This is a genomic window from Kitasatospora sp. NPDC023176, from assembly GCF_055560495.1.
In genome coordinates this window covers 25,909-46,092 of the sequence record NZ_JBVHIP010000031.1, presented here as the reverse complement: position 1 = coordinate 46,092, position 20,184 = coordinate 25,909, and the positions used below count along the sequence as shown (strand labels likewise).

Annotated in this window: 18 protein-coding genes and 1 pseudogene; 9 read left to right on the top strand and 10 right to left on the bottom strand. The window is 73.0% G+C overall.

Annotation, left to right across the window (positions count from 1 at the left end; all coding sequences use genetic code 11):
* The first annotated feature begins 119 nt into the window (after window positions 1-119).
* A complete protein-coding gene (locus ACZ3YL_RS32270) occupies window positions 120-812 on the top strand; it encodes an SDR family oxidoreductase (RefSeq protein ID WP_188308663.1) in 693 nt (230 codons plus the stop codon).
* 223 nt (window positions 813-1,035) lie between these two features.
* Here ACZ3YL_RS32270 and ACZ3YL_RS32265 read toward each other — a convergent pair whose 3' ends face one another.
* From ACZ3YL_RS32265 to ACZ3YL_RS32255, 3 genes are all read right to left on the bottom strand, one after another.
* Window positions 1,036-1,845, bottom strand: a complete 810-nt coding sequence (locus ACZ3YL_RS32265; protein WP_465660802.1) for a hypothetical protein — start codon at window positions 1,843-1,845, stop codon at window positions 1,036-1,038.
* A gap of 162 nt (window positions 1,846-2,007) precedes the next feature.
* Complete coding sequence (locus ACZ3YL_RS32260; protein ID WP_465660800.1) at window positions 2,008-3,222, bottom strand: phosphodiester glycosidase family protein; 1,215 nt, start codon at window positions 3,220-3,222, stop codon at window positions 2,008-2,010.
* A gap of 279 nt (window positions 3,223-3,501) precedes the next feature.
* Window positions 3,502-4,431: an LAETG motif-containing sortase-dependent surface protein gene (locus ACZ3YL_RS32255; RefSeq protein ID WP_465660798.1), complete on the bottom strand. Its 930-nt coding sequence runs from the start codon at window positions 4,429-4,431 to the stop codon at window positions 3,502-3,504.
* Window positions 4,432-4,751: 320 nt separating this feature from the next.
* Here ACZ3YL_RS32255 and ACZ3YL_RS32250 point away from each other — a divergent pair, with 320 nt between their 5' ends.
* The 3 genes from ACZ3YL_RS32250 to ACZ3YL_RS32240 are packed head-to-tail and all read left to right on the top strand — an operon-like array spanning window position 4,752 to window position 6,890.
* Window positions 4,752-5,384 (top strand): hypothetical protein, encoded by a 633-nt coding sequence (locus ACZ3YL_RS32250; RefSeq protein WP_465660796.1) that lies wholly within the window; start codon window positions 4,752-4,754, stop codon window positions 5,382-5,384.
* Between the two features lie 58 nt (window positions 5,385-5,442).
* Window positions 5,443-5,919 carry a carboxymuconolactone decarboxylase family protein gene (locus tag ACZ3YL_RS32245; RefSeq protein WP_465660794.1) on the top strand — a complete coding sequence of 159 codons (477 nt, stop codon included), beginning with the start codon at window positions 5,443-5,445 and terminating at the stop codon, window positions 5,917-5,919.
* Between the two features lie 47 nt (window positions 5,920-5,966).
* Window positions 5,967-6,890, top strand: a complete 924-nt coding sequence (locus ACZ3YL_RS32240; protein WP_465660792.1) for an RNA polymerase sigma-70 factor — start codon at window positions 5,967-5,969, stop codon at window positions 6,888-6,890.
* Window positions 6,891-6,970: 80 nt separating this feature from the next.
* Here ACZ3YL_RS32240 and ACZ3YL_RS32235 read toward each other — a convergent pair.
* Both ACZ3YL_RS32235 and ACZ3YL_RS32230 read right to left on the bottom strand, forming a co-directional pair.
* A pseudogene (locus ACZ3YL_RS32235) lies at window positions 6,971-7,073 on the bottom strand (aminoglycoside phosphotransferase); the annotation flags it as partial.
* 1,295 nt (window positions 7,074-8,368) lie between these two features.
* Window positions 8,369-9,064: an alpha/beta hydrolase gene (locus tag ACZ3YL_RS32230; protein WP_188308658.1), complete on the bottom strand. Its 696-nt coding sequence runs from the start codon at window positions 9,062-9,064 to the stop codon at window positions 8,369-8,371.
* Window positions 9,065-9,378: 314 nt separating this feature from the next.
* On the opposite strand from ACZ3YL_RS32230, the gene ACZ3YL_RS32225 reads away from it, so the two are divergent.
* Window positions 9,379-9,720, top strand: coding sequence for a hypothetical protein (locus ACZ3YL_RS32225; RefSeq protein WP_465660790.1), 342 nt, complete (start codon window positions 9,379-9,381; stop codon window positions 9,718-9,720).
* A 4-nt stretch (window positions 9,721-9,724) separates the two neighbouring features.
* On the opposite strand, the gene ACZ3YL_RS32220 is transcribed toward ACZ3YL_RS32225, so the two are convergent.
* On the bottom strand, window positions 9,725-10,297 hold the full coding sequence (locus tag ACZ3YL_RS32220) for a TetR/AcrR family transcriptional regulator (RefSeq protein ID WP_465660788.1): 573 nt from the start codon (window positions 10,295-10,297) through the stop codon (window positions 9,725-9,727).
* A gap of 120 nt (window positions 10,298-10,417) precedes the next feature.
* On the opposite strand from ACZ3YL_RS32220, the gene ACZ3YL_RS32215 reads away from it, so the two are divergent.
* The gene (locus ACZ3YL_RS32215) at window positions 10,418-10,858 is read left to right on the top strand and encodes a nuclear transport factor 2 family protein (RefSeq protein ID WP_188308655.1); all 441 of its coding nucleotides are present in this window, start codon (window positions 10,418-10,420) and stop codon (window positions 10,856-10,858) included.
* 465 nt (window positions 10,859-11,323) lie between these two features.
* Here the strand turns inward: ACZ3YL_RS32215 and ACZ3YL_RS32210 are convergent, their stop codons facing one another.
* On the bottom strand, window positions 11,324-12,823 hold the full coding sequence (locus tag ACZ3YL_RS32210) for an MFS transporter (protein ID WP_188308654.1): 1,500 nt from the start codon (window positions 12,821-12,823) through the stop codon (window positions 11,324-11,326).
* Between the two features lie 326 nt (window positions 12,824-13,149).
* On the opposite strand from ACZ3YL_RS32210, the gene ACZ3YL_RS32205 reads away from it, so the two are divergent.
* Entirely contained in the window at window positions 13,150-13,350 is a 201-nt protein-coding gene (locus ACZ3YL_RS32205) for a hypothetical protein (RefSeq protein ID WP_188308653.1), read from the top strand.
* A gap of 62 nt (window positions 13,351-13,412) precedes the next feature.
* Here the strand turns inward: ACZ3YL_RS32205 and ACZ3YL_RS32200 are convergent, their stop codons facing one another.
* Window positions 13,413-13,766 carry a helix-turn-helix transcriptional regulator gene (locus ACZ3YL_RS32200; protein WP_188308652.1) on the bottom strand — a complete coding sequence of 118 codons (354 nt, stop codon included), beginning with the start codon at window positions 13,764-13,766 and terminating at the stop codon, window positions 13,413-13,415.
* A gap of 171 nt (window positions 13,767-13,937) precedes the next feature.
* Here ACZ3YL_RS32200 and ACZ3YL_RS32195 point away from each other — a divergent pair, with 171 nt between their 5' ends.
* Together ACZ3YL_RS32195 and ACZ3YL_RS32190 are read left to right on the top strand one after the other, a co-directional pair.
* A complete protein-coding gene (locus ACZ3YL_RS32195) occupies window positions 13,938-14,261 on the top strand; it encodes a hypothetical protein (protein ID WP_188308651.1) in 324 nt (107 codons plus the stop codon).
* Between the two features lie 10 nt (window positions 14,262-14,271).
* Window positions 14,272-14,643 carry an STAS domain-containing protein gene (locus ACZ3YL_RS32190; protein ID WP_188308650.1) on the top strand — a complete coding sequence of 124 codons (372 nt, stop codon included), beginning with the start codon at window positions 14,272-14,274 and terminating at the stop codon, window positions 14,641-14,643.
* 354 nt (window positions 14,644-14,997) lie between these two features.
* Here ACZ3YL_RS32190 and ACZ3YL_RS32185 read toward each other — a convergent pair whose 3' ends face one another.
* A complete protein-coding gene (locus ACZ3YL_RS32185; RefSeq protein WP_465660784.1) occupies window positions 14,998-16,359 on the bottom strand; it encodes a ricin-type beta-trefoil lectin domain protein in 1,362 nt (453 codons plus the stop codon).
* A gap of 870 nt (window positions 16,360-17,229) precedes the next feature.
* Window positions 17,230-20,061, bottom strand: a complete 2,832-nt coding sequence (locus ACZ3YL_RS32180) for an ATP-binding protein (protein WP_465660782.1) — start codon at window positions 20,059-20,061, stop codon at window positions 17,230-17,232.
* Between the last annotated feature and the right edge of the window lie 123 nt (window positions 20,062-20,184).

Genomic DNA, 20,184 nt, shown 5'->3' with positions numbered 1-20,184 from the left:
GGCGGTCGAGCGGGCCCGGGCGGAGCCGGTACGGGGTGACAGCCCTGGCAGCAGCTCACCCCACGTATAGTGCAGGCGTTTTGGGGAACTGACGACCACGTCGCCGAGGAGACCGTTGTATGGAGCCCGTCACGCTGATCACTGGTGGATCGACCGGAATCGGTGCCGCCACCGCCCGCACCCTCCTCGAGCAGGGGCACCGTGTGGCGGTCACCGGACGTGACGCGGGCAAGCTGGCCGCCTTCGCCGCTTCGGCCGGAGCGGGTGAGCGGCTGCTGACGATCACCGGCGACGCCGCCGAGGCGGAGGACGTCGCCGCTGCCGTGCGCCGCGTGGTTCAGGCGTGGGGCCGACTGGACAACGTCATTGCCAACGCCGGTTTCTCGCTGCCCGGCAACCTGGAGAGCCACGCCCCCGAGGACATGCGCGCCATGGTCCTCACCAACGTTCTGGGCCCGGCCCTGCTGGTGCGCGAGACCCTGCCGCAGTTGAGGGCGTCCAAGGGCCGGATCGTGTTCATCGGTTCCGTCGCCGGGGTGCGCAACACGCCCGGCAACCTGTACTCGGTCACCAAGTGGGCCGTGCACGCGCTGGCCGAGAACACCCGGCTGCTGGTCGGCAAGGACCGAGTCGGCGTGACCGTCGTCGCCCCCGGAGTGGTGGACACCGCGTTCTGGGCCGAGCGCGGCGGCACCCCTGAGGAGGCGATGACCCCCGAGCAGATCGCGGCCGCGGTCGCCTTCGCGCTCAACCAGCCCGCGGGCGTGGACATCAACCAGATCACCATGCGGCCGACCGGGCAGCTCGGCTGACGCCAGTACGGCGACCGAAGCGGAGCTGAAAGCCGTCGCCCGCGACGCCGAGGGCGTCGTGGTGCAGTTGGAGGAGGCGTAACGGAGCCCCGTGCCTCTTCGGTCCGCGCTCGCCGTCGTGCCGACGGCCACCGCCGTTGCGTGGTCGCGGCTTCCCGGGGGCGTGGTGGCGCCGGTCCCGGTGTTCGTCGGCAGGCGGCCCCGGGGCACCCCGGCTGTCGTGTTACCAGGTCACGATGACGTAGCCGTCGCCGCCTCGGGAGCCGGCGGTCGCGGCGGCCCCGGGGGTGCCGGAGCTTCCGTCGTTCTTGTTCGCGACGCCGTCGTCGCCTTGGCCGCCGTCGCCTCCGTTGCCGCCGGTCCCTCCGTTGCCGCCGTTTCCGCCGGTGGCGACGGAGGCGGGCAGGGCGGCGCTGACGGCAGTGGGCAGGTTCTGGGTGGGGGCGGCGCCGCCCGTTCCGGCGGAGCCGGCTGTGCCGCCGGCGCCACCGGGGGCGTTCAGGCCCTGGTTGTCGGCCCTGCCTCTCGCGCCGCCTTCGCCGGGCCGGCCGGCGGCGCCGTTCGCGCCGTCGCGGCCGGGGTTGGCGCGGACGGTGGCGGTGACGGGCTCGAAGTCGATCTCGCAGCTTCCGGAGGCCACGGTGCCGCCGGTGCCGGGGCTCGTCGGCCGGCCGGGGCGGCCGCCGGAGCCGCCGTCGCCGTTGACGGCGCCGATCCGGCCGTTCTGTCCGCCCGTGCCGCCGCCCCCGCCTCCGCCACCTCCGCCGCCTCCGCCTCCGGCACCGTTCCCGCCCGCGCCCCACACGTAGAACGTCACCTCGGTGACGCCCTCCGGCGCGGTGAAGGTGCTGTACAGCGAACCGTCCCGGCCGAATCCCAGCTGCCCGTGCGCGGCCGCGGGCACCGCCGTCGCAGCAGGGGCGGCTCCGGCAGCCGTACCCGCCCCGAGGCAGGCGGCCCCGAGGGCCGCCGCCATCGCGCCACACGCCAGCCGCCTGGGGGAGGCGGCGGAGATACTCGATGAAGTACGCATGCAAACAGAAGTTCATGCCGGCCGCGCCACCGCAACGCCCCTGTGCCGTTCGGCCCAGCGCCCCTGCATGCGGCCGCCGTGCGGCCCGGCCTCACCGTCCGAAGGTGGGGGACGTCGAGGAACTGACCCCGTACTCCTGCCGCTGCGGCGCGGTTGGTCGTCCTACCCGGCGAAGATGCCGATGGCGTTGGGGATCCGTCGTTCCTGACCGTGGTCGAGGTGGTTGCGCACCGCGAGTTCGCCCGTGTCCGGGTCGCGGGTGACCAGGGTGGCGGAGGCGCCGCCGTCCAGGTACACGCCGTCGGAGCAGCCGAAACCGCGGAGTGCCTGGGCGAGTTCGGTGAGTGTCAACCCGGTGGAGGTGCCCTCGCGGCCGTCCGTGGAGAGAAGTGTGAGCAGCCGGCCGTGGTCTGCCAGGCAGACCGCGGTGCGCGGCTCGACGTCGTGGGCGTCCAGCCCTGCCAAGGGGTTCCCGCCGTGCAGCATCGGGTAGGCGCCGAGGGCGAAGGCGAACGGCACCGGCCCGTTCGACGCGAGGCGGTAGTCCGCCACGACAGCCGTTCCGACCGGCAGGCCCGCCAGCACCCGGGCGCCGGCCTCGCGGCCGAGCAGTACGAGGCTGCCGGCGGGGATCGGACCGCGGCCCGGGGTGGCGGAGGCCGACACGACCCGGTTGCGGCGGACCGTCAGCTCCCAGGTGTCCGTGCTGCAGGGCGCCTTTCGCGACTCGTCGTTCCCGCACACGGCGCGCTCTCGGGAGACCTCACCCCAGTCGGAGGTGAACACTCCGATCGAGCCGACCGGCAGGGCGTACTGGTTCAGCCCGCCCAGCTCCCACGTACGGCCTGCAGCCCGCAGGTGGCCCCGAAGTTCCAGACGACCGGTACGGGCCACGCCGTCCACCCCGACCCCCAGCACGTCCTGGTCCGTGTCACCCGGCGGCGGCCACCAGCCGAACCGCTGAGCCTGCGGGACCGCGGCCTTCAGGGCCCGGCCGCGGTGGACGGCCGGGCCGGAGGGCGCCCCCGTCGCCTCGACACCGGGGTGCTGCTCCTCAGTGATGTCGAAGAAGTCCCCGTTCACGGCCGCGACCGCCCCGCGTTCGCCGGCCAACCGGGTAAGCGGTGCCCGGGCGGCGACCGCACCGGGATAGAGCAGGTCCGCTCGCACGCCGGGCCGGCGCAGGTCGGCCCGCACGGCGTACAGCCGAGCGGTGCCGTGCGAGGTGGGTACCGTCACTTCCCTGTACGCGACTCCGGCCGCGAGTGGCACCCAGGGTGCGGTGCCTCCGAGGGCCTCTTCGGCGGACGACGCGGCTGGGCCGGCCGGGACCAGGGCCATCACCAGGGCGACCGCGGATCTCAGGAGAACCTTCACACCCCCATCCTCGCGGCTGCCGCGCCCTGCCCGCAGCAAGGTCTGCGCGGACCAGGTCCGGGTCGCGCTACGCCAGGCCGGCCGGCCTGACGACCAAGCAGCTGATTGCCGCCACCGGGCTCAAACCGACACCGAGGGGTCCGGCCGCCGGGCTCCAGTGGACCAGCCGACGGTTCGGCGAGAGCCGGTCGGAGCGGCGAATCACATCGCTGCTGTTCGGACGACGGACGCCCGCGGTCCGGGGACCGCGGGCGTCCTGGATGCTTCAGCGATGCCGCGTCAGCGGCGGGCGCCCCGACGGCGGGCGATCACCAGCGCGCCCCCGCCGACGGCGAGCAGCGCGGCGCCGCCGGCGCCGTAGACGATCATCTGGCTGCTGTTGCCACCCGTGCTGGCCAGGGTGCTGGCCGGCGTGGTCGAGACCGGATTGGCGGTCGGCTTGCCGACCGGGCCGGTCGTGTCCGCCGGGGCGGACGGCGCCGGCACGGCCGGGGCGGTCGACGGGGTGCCGCCGGACGGCGTCCCGGTGGTGGCCGGCGCCGACGGCTTGGCGGTGGTGGAGGGCGAAGCGGTGGCCGTCGCGGTGGCCGAAGGCGTCGTCGTGGGGGTGGGCGTCCCGGTCGGGTGCGGGGTCGCGGTGGACGTGGGCGACGCCGAGGAGGTCGGCACCGGGACGGTCGGCGTGCCGGTCGGGGTCGGCGTGCAGGCCTTGCCGCCGTTCCAGGCCGAGATCAGGTTGTCCGGGAAGACGCCGTCCGGGTACCTCGGCGCGGGGTTGGCGACGCCGTCGAACTTCTTGTCGCCGTTGTACAGGTCGATCTGGCCGTAGCACTTCGGCAGGTGGGCGGAGACGTCCAGGGTCGCCTGGCGGTTCCCGCTGCGCAGCGTGGTGGTCGCCCAGCCGAGGAAGGTCTGCTTGCCCGAGGTGGCCCAGGTCGGCCCCTCGGTGTCGTAGGAGGCCAGCGAGACCCGGTAGTCGCAGCCGTCCACGATGTCGCCGACCAGCCGGACCTGGATGACGCCATGCGGCTGGGACATCCGGCCGTCGGAGATCCAGCCCTTGCCGCCGTCGACGGAGAACTGGACGCCGACGGCGCCGCACCCGTGCTCGGCCTGGGCCTGGGCGGTGCCGGCGGTGAGCAGCGGAGCGCCGACGGCTATGCCGAGGGCGGTGAGGGCCGGAAGGCTCCGACGCAGGAGGTGGTGCACGAGGAAGCTCCCTAGGGGGTTGTACACGGTTCGGTGGGACTCGCCGCTCCCCGGTGGCGATCCGGACGGACCGTCACCGGAACTGAGCGGACGTGAAACCGTGACCGTACCCGATGGCCCCGCGGTCCCGGGCCCCGCACCCACACCGAGCAGGCCTTCGCCGCTCTGCAGGGGGGCAGTCCAGGCCGCCCGGCCCGCTCGGGCCGAGCACGGGAACACGGCGAACACGGCGATTGTCCGGGGCCGGCGGGAGGGTGCAGGCGCGTGGGGGACGGTGCCGATCGGCCGGTGATCGTGAGGAGCTCCGCGCGGCTCTGAGCATGTACGCCGAGTACCGCTTGGCCGGGGAGCTGAAGCACCGATGGGACGTGACCACGTGGAATCTCCACATGGGCATGCTGTCGAGCTTCTATCGGTGGGCACGCGACGAAGGCCTGTCTGCGGCCGGGCCGTTCAGTTACCGCATGGGCAAGAGGATGGCGGATGGCGTGCTGGTGCAGGTCGAACGGAACCTCGCCACGATGCGGACTCCGCGGCCGCACACCTCGATCACGTACTTGGATCGGGACTTCTCTCAGCTGTTCGTGCGGGCCTTGGCGGGGCTGGACCCGGATGGGGAACCGGACCGTCACTACCGGGGGCGCGAGGGCGCCCGGAACTCCGCGATGGCCGGGCTTGTGCTGTCGAGCGGCGTTCGGCGACAGGAGTTCACTTATCTGACCGTGCATGAGGTGCCGCCGCTGCCGGCCCGCCCGTCTCCGGTGCCGGTGCTGTTCCCGCTCGCTCACGCGATCACCAAGGGCCAGAAGCCGCGGACGACGTGGATCAGCTACGGAGCGCCGGCCGACGCGCACCAGTACATCGAGCTGGACCGAGCCGCGTCGGCGGAGGGCTTCGCCTGGCGGCCATGCGGGCATCGTGGTGATCCACGTCACATTCGGACGTGTCACTGAGCGGCCGGCTGTCTCGTCTCGGGGGTGTAACCCACTCACGAGCACGGAGGAACACACCATGGACGCGCGACTCGACTTCTTCGCCGCTCCCGTCTCCGGCAAGGCCCTGAAGTACTTCATGTCCGCGGGCAAGGTGATCCGGGAATCGGGGCTGCCCGCCAGCCTGCAGGAGCTGGTGTCCACGCGCGTGAGCCAGATCAACGGCTGCGCCGTCTGCCTCGACATGCACGCCAAGGAGGCCATCGCCGCCGACGTGAGCCCGGTGAAGCTGGCTCTCGTGGCGGCGTGGAGGGAGGCCACCGTCTTCAGCGAGGCCGAGCGGGCCGCGCTGGCGCTCGCGGAGGAGGGGACCCGAGTCGCGGACGCGGCCGAGGGCGTCAGTGACGAGGTGTGGACCAATGCCGCCAAGCACTTCGACGCCGAGCAGCTCACCGCATTGGTGATCCACATCGCATTCATGAACATGGTGAACCGGATGAACATCATCACCCGCCAGCTGTGCGCCGGCGACTACGTCGCCGGGCAGCTGCACTGAACGTCAGCGGCTCGGATGATCACCAGGAGACGGAAAGGGGCTAAGGAATGGGCAAGGTCGAGGAGTTCGCGGAGCTGCGGCCGCTGCTGTTCTCCATCGCCTACCGGATCCTGGGCAGCGTCAGCGAGGCCGAGGATGCGGTCCAGGAGACCTGGCTGCGGTTCGATGCCTCGCCGACGCAGCCGACTTCGGTCAAGTCCTTCCTCTCCGCCGTGGTGACCCGGATCTCGATCGACGTGCTGCGCTCGGCCCGGGTCCGGCGGGAGGAGTACGTCGGGCCGTGGTTTCCGGAGCCGCTGCTCGACGACCCCTATGAGGACCCGGAGCGCTCGGCGGAGCTGGCCGACTCCGTGTCGACGGCAGCGCTCCTGCTGCTGGAGAGGCTCAGCCCGCTCGAGCGTGCGGTCTTCGTGCTCCGCGAGGTCTTCGACTTCGGCTTCCCCGAAGTCGCCTCTGCGGTCGGCCGTTCGGAGGACGCGTGCCGCCAGCTCGCGGTGCGGGCGAGGCGTCATATGAGCGCCGGTAGCCCCCGCTTCGAGGCCGACCGCCGGGAGCGGGAGGAATTGGCGACCCGGTTCTTCGAAGCCCTCCGCGAGGGCGACGTCCTCGGTCTGCAGCAGCTGCTCGCCGCCGACGTCTCCATGGTCGGCGACGGCGGCGGCAAGGCCCCGCAGCTGGCCAGGGCGGTCATGGGCGCCGACAAGGTGGCGCGCCTGCTTGCCGCCGTCTTCCCCGAGTTGGCCCGCATCGGACTCACGACCGAGGCCCACGAGATCAACGGCCAGCCGGGCGCGATCTTCCGGGACCGGGACGGCAAGGTGCTGCAGACTCTGGCGCTCGACGTGCTGGACGGGCAGATCCAGACGATCCGCTTCGTGCTCAACCCCGACAAGCTGGGCCATGTCGGCCCGGTCGGGGACGCGTGGGAGGTCTCCCGCGAGTTCAGGGAGTCCCGCCGCTCGGCGGAATGACCGCGCTCGCGCGGCTACGTCTTCCTCGGGACCGTCGCTGCCACGACGCTCGTCATCTGGCTCCGGGCGTGATCGGCCGGACCCTCGGCGTGATCAGCCGGCGGCCCCCCGCGGTCACGACCAGCGGGCCCCGGTGGGAGCGGGTCGCTGAAGAGCCGTCAGGAAGGCGGCCAAGGCGTCGGCCGGAGACGACCGTGCGCCGACCCGTCGAATCAACCCGGTGCGCAACGCCGCGACGTGATCAGGCCGGTCCAGACGTCATCGGCGACCCGTCAGCCCACCGCCTGCTGCGCCCCGGTGCGGCGTCGAACAAGGCGATCCGGCAGGCACTCGGCTACCTGGCGCTGCACGGTGCGGTCCTGGTCGACCGAGACCGAGTTCCTGCTGCCGGGCGGCGGGCGCCAGGTGCGCCCGGACGGTGTGTGGCAGGCCTCGGAGATCGGGGTGCCGGCCGTCCCGTTCCGTGGGGCGCAGACTACCTTCTCCCTGGGCGCTGAAAAATCTGTGATGGCTGGAGTAGACATTGTCGGTGGCTGTGGTTAGTGTTTCTCTCGTAGACGCAGTCAAGCGGTACCCGCCAGACACGAACTGGCGGTCAGCGGTACAGAAGTTCGCAGGCGGCCCGGCGGTGGAGCCCTGAAGCCAGAGCAGGTGCAGGACGGCGACAGGACTGGCTGCCGGGCCGGGCGGCCCGCAGGTATCAGGGGCCGCCACCGAGTGGTACCGCGGCAAGTGCAGGTGCAGTACCAGCAAGTGAAGTCGAGTGGTACCAGCAGTCGCAGGACGCGGTATCCCAGTAAAGGCGCCAGGGCTGCGGGCGCGCGTACTGGGAGGTGCGGCAGTGGGGTTCCAAGCCGAGCAGGTGAGCAGGACGGGCGACGGGGCTGGCCGCCGCACCAGGCAGCCCAGGAGGGCCGCAGTAGTACCGGATGGTCGCACTACAGCAGTAACCGGCAGTACGCAGTTCCCAGTCAGTACAGAGGATGAACGGAGGGACAGACCGCCATCAGGATCGCCCGGCCCGTGAGGTATTCACCCGGGCGGACACCGCAGACCCCACAGCAAGGACGGTGGTTTCCGGTCACGCATACGCGATCCCCGCACACCCCCACCGTTGGGGCCGTGCGGACACAAGGACCGGCCCAGGGCCGGTAGATGGTGTTGTTCCCCTCGGGGCCCCGGAGCCGCTACGGCACCGGGGCCCCTCAGCGCCGGCTCGGCCCCAGTGCCCCGCCGTCACCGTCTGAACTCATCGGTCCGGTGGGAGGAAGTTGTCCGCCGGCTCGCGCGGCTCGGGCTCGCCCATGGATTCGGCCCTGCCGGGGACCGCCCTCAGCCGGGACCCCCCGAGGACCAGGACCACGTCTTCGTTCGGCTGGTGCCCGCGCCTCGGTGCCCGTTGCCCGGCCGCCTGCTGTTGATGAGGCTCGTTGAACATGGTTCTGGCCGCGATTCCGTGAATGATCTCGTTCCTGCCGTCACAGGCTCAGCAGCAGGTCCCGGACCGCGGCGGGCTGGGACAGGAACGGGTGGTGGCCGGTGTCGAGTTCGACGACGCTGCCGGCCCGGCGGGCGAACTCGCGCTGCAGCCGCGGCGGGGTGCCCCGGTCCTGGGCGCAGACGAGGTATGTCGAGGGCACCTGCTGCCACGCGGCCGCCCCGATCGGCTGTCCGGTCACCTGCACGCTCTGCCGGGCGAGGTGGTTCGCCGCCTGTGCCTGGATCTCGGGGTCGCAGTCCTGCAGGAATGTGTCCACGAGTAGGTCGGGGCGGACTCCGAAGGTGCCGGCGTCAGGGTCGACGTCGAGGAACGGGGCTGGACTGCCGTCCCCGAACTCCGACAGGCTCTGCCCGACCTCGGGCAGGTAGCTGGAGATCAGCAGCAGGTGGCGTACCGACCCGACGCCCGCGGCGGCTTCGGCCGTGATGATGCCGCCGTAGCTGTGGGCGACCACAACGGTGGGTTCGTCCGCGTCCAGCAGCGTCTTCCGCACCGCCTCGACGTCCTCGGAAAGCCCTGGGCCGCCGGCGCCTGCGGGCAGGCCCGCCTCTCCGCAACTCGGCAGCGCCGGGGCCACGCTCGGCACCCCGCGCTCCTGCAGCAGGTCGGCGGTGCGGTGCCACCACCACGACCCGTCCCGCACACACGCCCCGTGCACGAACACGACCCTCATCGCTGCCTCCCCGTCCGCCTTGGCTGCCCTGTGATCAACGGTAGACGTGAGCCGAAGGTCATTCACGGAATCACGGGCAGAGCCGTTTTCGCAGATCCTCATCACTGTTCGCTGCCTTCCGGTCATTGCGCCGGCCTCCAGCTGGCGTCCGGCCGCTGCCGCGCCCCGTGGGCCCGGTTACCCGCCCTGTCGGCCTCCGCCGCCGCCCGCCGGCCGACGCCGCCGTTCGGTCCGGTGTCGCGCAGCTTGCGGTGGACCCCCCTGGGGGCCGCCGTAAGCGGTTCGCCTGGTCGGACATCACGAACGTCGAGGTGGTGAAGAAGAACGAGCGCGCCAACGCCCCGGATATCGTGCGGATCACGCACCGGGGCCACGGCGTGTGCAGCCCGCCGGTGCTGATTGGTCTCCCGGGCAGCTGGCGGGACCCCGATTTCGAGGCCAAGGCCGCCCGGATGTTCGGGTGGCGGACGTGGGGAGGTTCGCACGGCGCGCATCGGGGCCTTCGAGCTGACGGCCTGTCAGCGGGAAGCGGCGCAGGCGTCGTGGCGTGGGCGGGTGCTCGGGTGGTGGTGCGACGGGAGCGCGACCCGAGGAGCGAGCCCAACTCGCCCGATCGGGCCGGGGTTCACCACGGTTCAGGTGGCGAGCGCGCGTGAGGGGTCAGCGTGGCCGCAGCCCGTCGAAGAGCACCGCGAAGATCCGTTCCCGGGCGGCCGCGTCGTCCCCGAGGTGCTCCATCGTCGTGGTCGCACCGATCAGCAGGGCGACGAGTTCCGGCGGGCCCACCTCCGGGCGGAGGGCCCCGGCGCGCTGCGCTCGGGCGAGGAGTTCGGTGAGCTGTGCCCGGATCGCCGCGCCGGCGTCTCGCAGGGCCGCGTGCGCGTCGACGCCGGCTGCGGCGAGTGCCTGGGCGAACTCGTTCTTTCCCGCGGACTGTTCGACCACCAGGCGGAAACAGTCGAAGAACGCCTCGGCGGGTGCGGAGTCGGCGGGCAACTGAGCGGCCTGGGTGGCGATCGTCTCGAGCTTGCGCACCATCACGGCTTCGAGCAGTGCCTCCTTGGTCGGGAAGTGCCGGAACAGCGTGCCGACCCCGACCCCGGCGGCCCGGGCGATCTCCTCGGTCGGCACGCCGACGCCGCGGGTGGCGAACACCTGCGTGGCGGTGTCCAGCAGCCTGGCCCGGTTGCGGGCCGCGTCCGCCCGCAGCGGGCGTTCCTGGGTGCCGCTCATCGCTCCCACCCTTTCCTGTCGGTGGCGAAGCCACACTGGACAAACGGAGTAGCTAGTCCGTATCGTCGAAAGCGGATTCGCTAGTCCGATTCTAGCGACGGATCCTGCTGGGGGTTGATCATGTCCGAAACGCTGTCACCTCGTGAGGTCTTCACGAAGCTGCTCGACGGTATCGGTGGGGGGCGGTTCGCGGAGCTCGCGGACCTCTACGCCGAGGACGCCGTGGTGGAGATCGTGTTCGCACCGGTCGGACCGCGCCGGTTCGAGGGACGGTCCGTGATCAGGGAGCGGTTCATGGAACTCGCCACGAGCGTCCCCGTGGAGCTGACCCCGGTGGACGTGGTGATCCGGGAGACCGACGACCCGGAGGTGATCGTCAACGAGTGGAACTACCAGGTGCGTCACCGGGCGACCGGGCGGACCTCCATGGCCGCCAACATCCAGGTGCTGCGCGTCCGCGACGGCCTGATCGTCAGTAGTCGTGACTACCACGACCATCTGGCCCTTGCCGTAGCCGGCGGCAACCTGCCGCAGCTGGTGGAGGCACTGGACGGCAACTGACACAGGTCGTCAGCGGCCCTGTGGGTGTAGGCGTCGCCGTGGGCCATCGAGGGCAACCTGCGCGCCCGGACCTTCTACCAGGGCCAGGGCTGGACGCATGACGGCACTGTGCCGCGGGAGTCGAGCGACGGGGTGCCGATCACCAAGCTCCGCTACCGCCGCATCCTGCCGACCGGCTGAGGCGGCGGGGTGCCGGTGACGTCGAAACCGGCGTGGACGAAGGTCGCAGGCAGGCGCTCGGTGAGGTCTTTGAGGAAGTCGGCGGCTTCCGGGCCTTTGGTGGTGCGGTGGTTGAGGCGGTGGACCTCGTGACGGCCCGTTCCGCGCGCCGCGCCGGGTTGGCCCCCCGAGCATCAGACCCTGTGCCCGGCGAGATCCGCGATCCGCGATCCGTGGCTCGCTCAGCGAGACTCGGCGTCGAAGCCGCCGTTACCGGTGCGGCGGGCCTGCCCGCGCCGTCCACGGCTACGCCTTCGACGGCTCGTCGGCGGTGACCGCGCTCAGCGGCGTGGCCAGCGATTCCAGGCTGCGCTGCTCGGCCTTGACCCCGATGACGGCCTCCACCAGCCCCGCCACGGTCATCAGCCCCGCGCCGATGCAGAACGCGAGGGTGGTGTCCGAGACCTTACCGCTGCTCACCAGTCCGTTGAACAGCAGCGGCCCGCTGATGCCGCCGACGGCGGTGCCGACCGCATAGAAGAAGGCGATCGACAGGCCCCGGGTCTCCAGCGGGAAGATCTCGCTCACCGTCAGGTAGGCCGAGCTGGCGCCGGCGGAGGCGAGGAAGAGCACGCCCGTCCAGCAGGCCGTCATCGTCGTGGCGGAGAGGTCGCCGTGCTGGAACAGGGCGGCGGTGGCGAACAGCAGGAGGCCGGAGCCGATGTAGGTGCCCGCGATCATCGGTTTGCGGCCCACGGAGTCGAAGAGGTGGCCGAGGAGCAGCGGTCCGAGGAAGTTGCCGACGGCGATCACCGCGAAGTAGTAGCCGGTGTCGCCCTTCGCCACGCCGAAGTAGGTGGTCAGGATGACGGCGTAGCCGAAGGTGACCGCGTTGTAGAGGAACGCCTGGCCGATGAAGAGGGCCAGGCCGAGCGTGGTGCGGCGCGGGTAGCGGGCGACCACGGTGCGCACGACGGTGCCGAAGCCGAGAGCCGCGCGCTCGCGGATCCGGATCGGTTCACCGGTGACGGGAGGCAGCGGCCGTCCGGTCGAGTGCTCCACGGACTCCTCCGCCTCGGCCACGACCTCCTCGGCCTCCTCCGCCCGGCCGTGGGTGAACAGCCAGCGCGGACTCTCCGGGACGTGCCGGCGCACCAGCAGGATCACCAGTCCGAGCACCACGCCGATGCCGAAGGCGAGCCGCCAGCCGAGGTCGGTGGCGAACAGCGAGGTGTCGAGCAGCGCGATGGACGCGAAGGCGCCGAGCGCCGCGCCCACCCAGAAGCTGCCGTTGATGACCAGGTCGATGCGTCCGCGCACCCGGGCCGGGATCAGCTCGTCGATGGCCGAGTTGATGGCCGCGTACTCGCCGCCGATGCCGAAGCCGGTGAAGAAGCGGCAGAGGAAGAAGAACCAGGCCGTCCAGGAGAACGCCGTCAGCGCTGTCGCGGCGAGGTAGACGGCGAGTGTGATCATGAACAGTCTCTTGCGTCCCAGCCGGTCCGTCAGCCAGCCGAAGAACAGGGCCCCGGAGCAGGCGCCGGCCACGTAGACGGCGGCGGCGATGGTGGTGACCTGCGCGGTGGAGATGGCGATGCCGCTGCCGTGCTCGGCCAGCCGGGCCGCCAGGTTGCCGACGATCGTCACCTCCAGGCCGTCGAGGATCCAGACCGTGCCCAGGCCGATGACGATCCGCCAGTGCCAGGCGGACCACGGCAGCCGGTCGAGCCTGGCCGGTACGGAGGTCTCGACCACCCCTGGTTCCTGATCTCCCCGGACCGCCGTCGACTTCGCCGGATCCGCCATGACGGGTCTCCCTCCGCTCGTCCTGCCCCGCTCGCGAGTGCCCACCCGCCCCGGCACCGCCCGGCGAGCAGGTGACCGCGTGGACGTCACGGCCGCCGCACGTCGACCGTCAAGCCGGCTGCGGGGCGAGTGGTTGGGGTGACGTGGTCGCCGCCCCGGGGTCGCGTGTGCCCCGCACGGCACGTCCCATGCCCGGACGGTCCCGGCGGGGGCAGCGTCGCCGGAGGGCCGGACCAGCCAGGCCGCCTTCCTCGCCGAGGACTCGGCGGTCGGCGCGGCGCAGGACGGCCACCTGGCGATCCCGGCGACCGCGAAGCCGTACGACCATGCGGTGGGCGCGTGGATGCGCCGCCGGCGGCACCCTCGACGGCCCCGCCAATCGCACCGGCGGTGAGGCGGACCCGGCCTTCCGGCCCGGCACCCGGCTGTGCGGACGGGCAGGGGCCCGCACCGAGGGCGAACTGACCGACCAGCAGAGCGCACTCCTGGACACGCTCACCCGCCACTGCGAGACCGTCGTCGGCTGACCAACGATCTTCGGTGCACGGGCCGGGCCCGGCCGCACAGCCGGGTGCCGGGCCGGGCGCGGTCACTGCCCGGAGGACTCCTGGGCGCCTGGCGCGGGGCTGTGGTGGCCGTCGGCGGGTGTCCGCAGGAGGGTGGCGAGGAGTTCGGCGACGGTGGGGCCGGCGTCGGCCGGGTGGCGCAGCTGTTTGGCGGCCAGGACGCTGTAGTGGTTGGTGCGGCCGCGGCGTTCGTGGCTGAGGTATTCGGCCTGTTCGAGGTCGGTGATGATGCGCTGGACGGCGCGTTCGGTGAGCAGGCAGCGGACGGCGATGTCCCGTACGCGGACGCCGGGGTCGCGGGCGATCTGAACCAGGACGCGGGCGTGGTTGGTCAGGAAGGTCCACTGTCGTTCCGTCGGTGCTGTGCCGTTGTCCATGCCCCCACGATAAGACCTTGGTTCACGACCGACGAAACACGACAGCAGATTCGTGCTTTGGTTGACAGGCACGGCTGCGGGGGCGAACAGTGGAGGTACCGCAGCCCGCACAGGTGTCCGTGGCGGGCTGCCTTGATGACCCCTTCGGCGGGAGTGGTGTGCGTGGACCCGATGAGCAGGGAAGGCCTGGAGCGGCTGGCCGTCGTGCTGGCAGAGCGGATCGGCGCGCCCTGCGAGAGCGGGGAGGACGCCGGCCGGGCGGAGCCGCTGCGCCGGCAGGTGCGCCATGCGGTGACCGGCATAGATGCCTACCTCGGCGCGGTGGAGGCGGGCAGCTGCTCCGCGGTGGGACTACGTGAGCGCGCCCTGGACCTCTGGGATGGGCTGGAGCGGATCGTAGCCGCCTTGCCCGCGCACGACACCGCCGGCACTGCGGGAGCAGACGTCCGTGAAGGCGGGAACAGGGTGCCCGTGCAGCCCGCCCCGTTGCCCTGAGGAGGAAGCCGTGTTGCCCCACCCCCTGCTGAACTCGGAGACCCTGCGGGTCGGCGGCGCGCTGGTGTGCTCCTTCACCGGGGACATGACCCTCGACAGCGGACCCGTCGCCGACCAGACGCTGAACGCTGCCCTGGACCAGCGCCCCGTCCTGCTCGCCGTCGACCTGGCCGGCGTCGAGTTCCTCACCTCCACCGGCCTCAACGTGCTTCTGACCGCCCGCCGTCGCGCCCTGGCCGAGGGAATCCCGCTCGTGCTGATCGCGCCCCCGCCCCAGACGTTGCGGGTCCTCGATCTCACCGACACCACCGCGCTGTTCACCATCCACGCCACCACCGAAGACGCTCTGCGGCACCACGTGCCACGCACTCCTTCTGTCTGAGCGCGTCGCCAAGGCCCCCTCGGGTACCCGCCCGGGGCCGGGACGAGACCCTCCGAAGCGAGTAGCCCGGCACGACCGATGCGCACCACCGACTCCACTCCCGCACGCCGCCACCGCCGAGCGCACCCCGGTGGCCCGGCCGTCGCTGGCATCGGCTCGACAACGGATTCTGTAGTCGCCAGGGGCCGTTGCTTGGCCACCGGCGGCGGCGGTGGGCCTCTGCGTGGGTCCCGGTTCGGGGCCCGGGGCGGCGAGGGGTGGTGCGCTGCCCTGCCCGACGAGCGGCCGCGCCCCCAGCCGATGCAGCGCCGGCCGTCCCGCCGGCCGCCGGTCGACGGCCGGCGGGACGCCGTCTCAGGCGGGCAGCACCCACTTCTGGTTGGCGCCGCCGGTGCAGTCCCAGATCTGCACCTGGGTGCCCGCGGTGGTGGACTGCCCGGGGTCGTCCAGGCACTTGCCCGACTGCGGGTTGTACAGCGAACCGTCGGAGCGCGGGATCCAGACCTGGGAGCCGGTGTTGTTGCAGGCGTAGATGTCCACCGCTGTGCCGTTCGCGGTGCCGGCCGCGTACACGTCCAGGCACTTGCCCAGCACGTGCAGTGTGCTGCCGGCCGGGACGACAGTCCACTGCTGGGCGGGCGTGCCGTTGCAGGTGTAGATCTGCACCGGGTTGTAGTCGGCGGTGGAGGCGGCGCGGTCGTCCAGGCAGAGGCCGCCGTAGCCGGTGATCGCCGAACCGCCGCCGCTGCCGCCGGTGGTGGTGTACGCCGCGACGGACGCGACGCTCATCGTCGCCCCGGAGGTGGTGGCGGCCGTCGGGGTGGCGCACCCACAGGCGCCGTTGGGGAAGCCGCCGCCGATGGCCAGGTCGAAGATGATGGACAGGGGGTGGTCGAAGGCCTGCTGCCAGACGGCGGTGCCGACCTGGTTCTCCGTCACGGTGAAGTACGCGGCGCCGTCGAGGTACCAGGTGATCGACTCGGCGGCGGTGTTGGTGCGGTCCAGGACCATCGCGTAGTCGTGGTAGCCGCTCTGGCAGCCCGGGCAGGCGCGCAGGCCGCTGCCGATCCCGTTGCCCTCGTTGCAGACGCCGCCGGGGAAGGTGCCGCAGTGGACGGTACCGGCCACCTGCGAGCGGGCGTTGACGTCCTCCATGATGTCGATCTCGCCGTTCTCGGGCCACTGCCCCGGGCCCAGCATCCAGAACGCGGGCCAGTACCCCAGCCCGCCGGCGGGGGCGGGCTGCATGATCGAGGCCGTGACCTCCAGCTTGCCGCCGGCCGGCGCACCGGCGACCGCGTTCGGCGTCCGGATCCGGCCCGAGGTCCAGGAGCTGCCGCTGCCGAGGGCGGTGATGTCCAGGTGGCCGCTGCCGTCGAGGTGGACGTTGGCGGTCGAGTCGGTCATGGTCTCGATCTCGCCGGTCCCGAAGGTCGAGCCCGGGCCGGTGTCGTACGTCCAGTTCGCCCCGGACGGCCGTGCGCCGCCGGGGCCGGAGAAGTCGTCGCTGAACACGGTCGTCCACCCCGGCGGCGGCCCGGCGGCGGCCACCGGGGCGGCCGGCGCCACCGCGGCGGCGGTGGCGCCGGCGGCGGGCGCGTGGCCGATCAGCGCGACGAGCATGCCGAGGGTGGCCAGGACCGCGAGTCGGCGGCCGGACCGGGTGCGGAGGCGAGCGCGTCGGCCGGTGCGGCGGCGCGCGGGGTCACGGGTCATCTGGGGCTCCCGACGGAAGGGGCGCGGACCGGCCCGCGGGGTGGGGTGGGGGCCGGTTCCGCGGAGCGGGGCGGGGGCGCCGGTCCGGCGGATCCTGCCGGACGGGCCCTGGAGTCGTCCTATCGTGTGCTGACCTGAGGCGCATTCAACTCCTGTACCTGTCAAGGCGTCAAGGGGATGGAAGGGCACTCCGCTGCGCCAACTCGTGAAGGCCCTCGCACGGGAGCGGGGGCCGACGCTTCGGTGCACATTGACGAACTGAACCCGGGGGACCCCGGACAGAGGATCGGAGCACGTCCCCCTCGGTGCGCCCCCTGCCCAGCGTGGCGGCGGCGGTCGTTCTCTGGGCCGGCCGGTGATCGCATCCGCGGCACGTGCCGCTCAGGTCCGCGCGGGCAGGACACCTGCCAGGTCCGGACTCTGGACCATCGGCACGCCTTGATCTGCTTCGGCCAGGCAGCCCATCTGCGAGACGCATTGCTCGCCCCCGACGAGCTGGATTGCTCTCGGGCTGATGCGGACCCTGGCCTGCGCCGATGGCGGGAACGTGTCGAAGCAGGGGAGCAGTTGGGAGTACGGCCCCGAGGGAGAGCTGGAGTGGACCCGCCCGCCCGCCCGCCCGTCCACCCGGCCCGCCCGCCCGGCCCGGCCGGCCGTGCCCGGCGAACCACGCCCCGAGCCCGAGTACCACCGGTGCGTAGAGCGCCGAGACCGCGCGTTCCTCCGTCCCTGTCCGAATCTCCTTGCGCGGCGGCCGAGTTGACGGCCTATCAGGAAATTTGCGGAGCCTCGCCGCGCCCCCGATGTCCGCTCCAGGATATGGGCGGTGGGATCCCGCCGGGCGCGGGACGGCGAAACCCGCCTCCTCGGTCAGCCGTCCCTGTCCCCGTCGGCCGGCGGCAGTCGGGTCAGCGCGTCGCGCAGCGCGGCCCTGGTGGTGACGCCCAGTTTGGGGAAGAGGCGGTACAGGTGCGAGCCGACGGTGCGCGGGGAGAGCCTGGTCCGCTCGCCGATCTCCTTGTTGGTGAGCCCGCTCGCCGCGAGTTCGGCGATCCGGCGCTCCTGCCAGGTCAGCGGCACGGCCGCCGCGGCCGCCGGACCCGCCGGAAGCCCGCTCTCCCACAGCCCGCTCTCCCGCAGTTCGGCCCTGGCCCGGGCCTCCCAGGCCGTCGCCCCGAGCCGCTCGAACTGCTCGGCGGCCAGCAGTAGCGGTGCCTGCCGGGCCGTCTTCGGCGCCTTCAACTGCCGCAGCCTGATGGCGTGCGCCAGCCGGATCCGGGCCAGCTCGAAGGGGAAGTCCCCGGCCCCGGGGTACGCCTCGACGCGGGCGAAGGTCCGCTCGGCCTCGGCGAGGTCCGCCGCGGTCATCGCCAGGGCGCCGTAGGCGGACAGCGCCAGCCGGGGGGACGCCTCCGGCAGGCCCGCGTCGCAGGCCGCCAGCGCGTGCCGGCGCGCCTGCTCGCGGCGGCCGCTGTACAGCGCGGCCTCGGCCAGTTCGAGCAGGGCCCGCGGGGCGATCTGATGGGCGTGGCGGTCGAAGCTGCCCGGCGGCGTCATGCCGATGGCGTACAGGTAGGCCGCCTCGAAGTCGCCCTCGGTGAGCGCCGCCCCGGTGGCGATCGCCTCGGTGATCTGGGTGAGCAGGCCGACGCCGCGCGGCCGGGCCCAGGCGTCCACGGCCGACTGGAGCTCGCGCGCCTCGTCGAGCCGCCCCTGCCTGGCCGCGAGCTGCCCGAGGCAGGCGCGGGCGTGGTAGGCGAGCAGCACGTGGCCGTGCGCGGTGGCCAGTTCCAGCGCCCGGTCCGCCGTCCGGCGCGCCTCCTCCCACTCCCCGGAGTACATCCGGTCCAGCATCAGCATCCGCAGCAGGACCATGACGCTCGACACTGCGCCGGCCTCCTGCTCGCGCTCGACGGCGCCGCGCAACTGGCCGCGGTACTGGTTCAGCACGTCGACGTGGGAGGCGCAGACCCCCAGCCGGGCCAGGTCCCAGGGGGCCTGGTTCGCCGGGTCGGCGAACGCCCGCTCCAGCCGCGCCCGCAGGCCGACCCCGCTACGGGCCACGGCGCTCGCGTCGTGGTACATCGCCGTCAGGGGGTGGACCAGCTCGCCGAGGGCCTCCAGGATGCGGTCGGTGCGCTGCCACAGGGCGGGGTCGCCGGAGTAGTGGGCCATGGTCACCAGCGCGTCCGCCGCGCGGGCCAGCGTCTCGTCACCCGCGAGCGCGGAGTCGCCCGTACGGTGCTCGACCGCCGCCGCGAGCCGCCGGAAGGCGGGCCGGACCGCGCCGGAGCGGACGAAGTCGGCGTGGGCGGAGGCGAGCACGGCGGCCAGCGGCGCGGCCGCGCCCGGCTCCGGCTCGAAGCGGTGCAGCAGCCGCTGGGCCTCGTCCAGCAGGGCCGCCTGACCGGCGAGGTAGGCCGCGTCGCCGAGCCGCCGGGAACGCTGCGCGGAATCCTCGCTCAACTCGGCCGCGCGGGTGAGCCAGCTGACCGCGGCCGCCGCACCGCCGCGCCGGGTCGCCGATCCGGCGGCCGCCTCCAGCGCCGCCGCCACGGACTCGTCGGGGTCGACGGTCGCCGCCGCCAGGTGGCCGGCGTACCGCTCGACGTCCGCGCGGTGCACCCGGGCCAGGTCGGCGTGCGCGGCCCGGCGCTGCGCGGACGTCGCCAGCTGGACGACGGCGGAGCGCACCAGCGGGTGCCGGAACACGAAGTCGCGGCCGGCCGCGTCCACGTCGAGCAGCCCGGACGCGGCGGCCTCCTCCACGCCGCGCATCCGGTACCGCGCGCCGGGCTCCCCGCCCGGCCGGCCGGCGGTGCCGTCGAGGGCGCCCCGCAGCAGTTCGGCCCGGGTGCCGGGGTCCAGACGCTCGATCCGGGCGCCGTAGTGCAGCTGGAGGCGCCGGGACAGCGGGAGGGCGGCGCCGCCCGGGTCGCTGCCCGGGTACGGCGCGGCGGGGCGGGGCGGGAGCTCGTACAGGGCCAGCGGGTTGCCCCGGGCGTGGTCGAGGACGGTGCGCCGGGTGCGGGCGTCGAGCTCCGGGCGGTGCACCGTCAGCAGGCGTTCGGCGGCCTCCTCCGACAGCGGTTCCACCGGCAGTTCCGGGAGGCGGGCGTCGTCGAAGCGGGAACGCTCGTCCGCCCGCAGCGCGACCAGCATCTTCACCGGGCCCGCCGCCAGCCGGCGGGCGACGAACCCGCACACCTCGGCGCTGGCGTCGTCCAGCCAGTGGCCGTCGTCGATCAGCAGCGTCAGCGGCCGCTCCGCGCCGACCAGGGACAGCAGGTCGAGGACGGCGATGCCGAGGGCCAGCACGGACGGCGGCCCGCCGCTGCCGTGCCCGAACACCACGTCGAGCAGCGCCCGTTGGCGCTCGTCGAGCCCGGCGGCGCGGTCCAGCACGGGAAAGAGGCACTGGTGCAGCCCGGCGTAGGGCAGTTCCGACTCGGCCTCCACCCCAGTGGCCCGGATCAGGGCGTGCCGCTGCCGCGCGGCCAGTCCCGCCGCGTGACCGACCAGGGCGCTCTTGCCCACCCCCGGCTCGCCCCGCAGCACCAGGGCCTGCCCCTCGGGCGCGGCCACGAAGGCGGCCAGCGCGGCGAGTTCGGGCTCCCGGCCGATCAGCCGAGGGCCGCCGGGGTCCGGACCGCCGGGCCGGGACGGCACGCCGTCGCTGCGGAGCCTGTCCTCTGCGGCCACGTCCCGTCCTCACCACCGATCGAGGCCTGAGCGGCCTTCACCTGTTTCACCGGTGTCGCAATGTACCGGGTGACCGGGACCGTCCGGTTCGCTCACGTCCCGGACCCGCCCAGTACCCCCGGG

Coding starts and splice junctions, on each gene's coding strand:
- ACZ3YL_RS32195 (WP_188308651.1), top strand. CDS start 13,938: ATGAGCAGGGAAGGCCTGGAGCGGCTGGCCGTCGTGCTGGCAGAGCGG.
- ACZ3YL_RS32230 (WP_188308658.1), bottom strand. CDS start 9,064: ATGAGGGTCGTGTTCGTGCACGGGGCGTGTGTGCGGGACGGGTCGTGG.
- ACZ3YL_RS32240 (WP_465660792.1), top strand. CDS start 5,967: ATGGGCAAGGTCGAGGAGTTCGCGGAGCTGCGGCCGCTGCTGTTCTCC.
- ACZ3YL_RS32245 (WP_465660794.1), top strand. CDS start 5,443: ATGGACGCGCGACTCGACTTCTTCGCCGCTCCCGTCTCCGGCAAGGCC.
- ACZ3YL_RS32270 (WP_188308663.1), top strand. CDS start 120: ATGGAGCCCGTCACGCTGATCACTGGTGGATCGACCGGAATCGGTGCC.
- ACZ3YL_RS32250 (WP_465660796.1), top strand. CDS start 4,752: ATGTACGCCGAGTACCGCTTGGCCGGGGAGCTGAAGCACCGATGGGAC.
- ACZ3YL_RS32215 (WP_188308655.1), top strand. CDS start 10,418: ATGTCCGAAACGCTGTCACCTCGTGAGGTCTTCACGAAGCTGCTCGAC.
- ACZ3YL_RS32185 (WP_465660784.1), bottom strand. CDS start 16,359: ATGACCCGTGACCCCGCGCGCCGCCGCACCGGCCGACGCGCTCGCCTC.
- ACZ3YL_RS32205 (WP_188308653.1), top strand. CDS start 13,150: ATGCGGTGGGCGCGTGGATGCGCCGCCGGCGGCACCCTCGACGGCCCC.
- ACZ3YL_RS32265 (WP_465660802.1), bottom strand. CDS start 1,845: ATGCGTACTTCATCGAGTATCTCCGCCGCCTCCCCCAGGCGGCTGGCG.
- ACZ3YL_RS32210 (WP_188308654.1), bottom strand. CDS start 12,823: ATGGCGGATCCGGCGAAGTCGACGGCGGTCCGGGGAGATCAGGAACCA.
- ACZ3YL_RS32200 (WP_188308652.1), bottom strand. CDS start 13,766: ATGGACAACGGCACAGCACCGACGGAACGACAGTGGACCTTCCTGACC.
- ACZ3YL_RS32220 (WP_465660788.1), bottom strand. CDS start 10,297: ATGAGCGGCACCCAGGAACGCCCGCTGCGGGCGGACGCGGCCCGCAAC.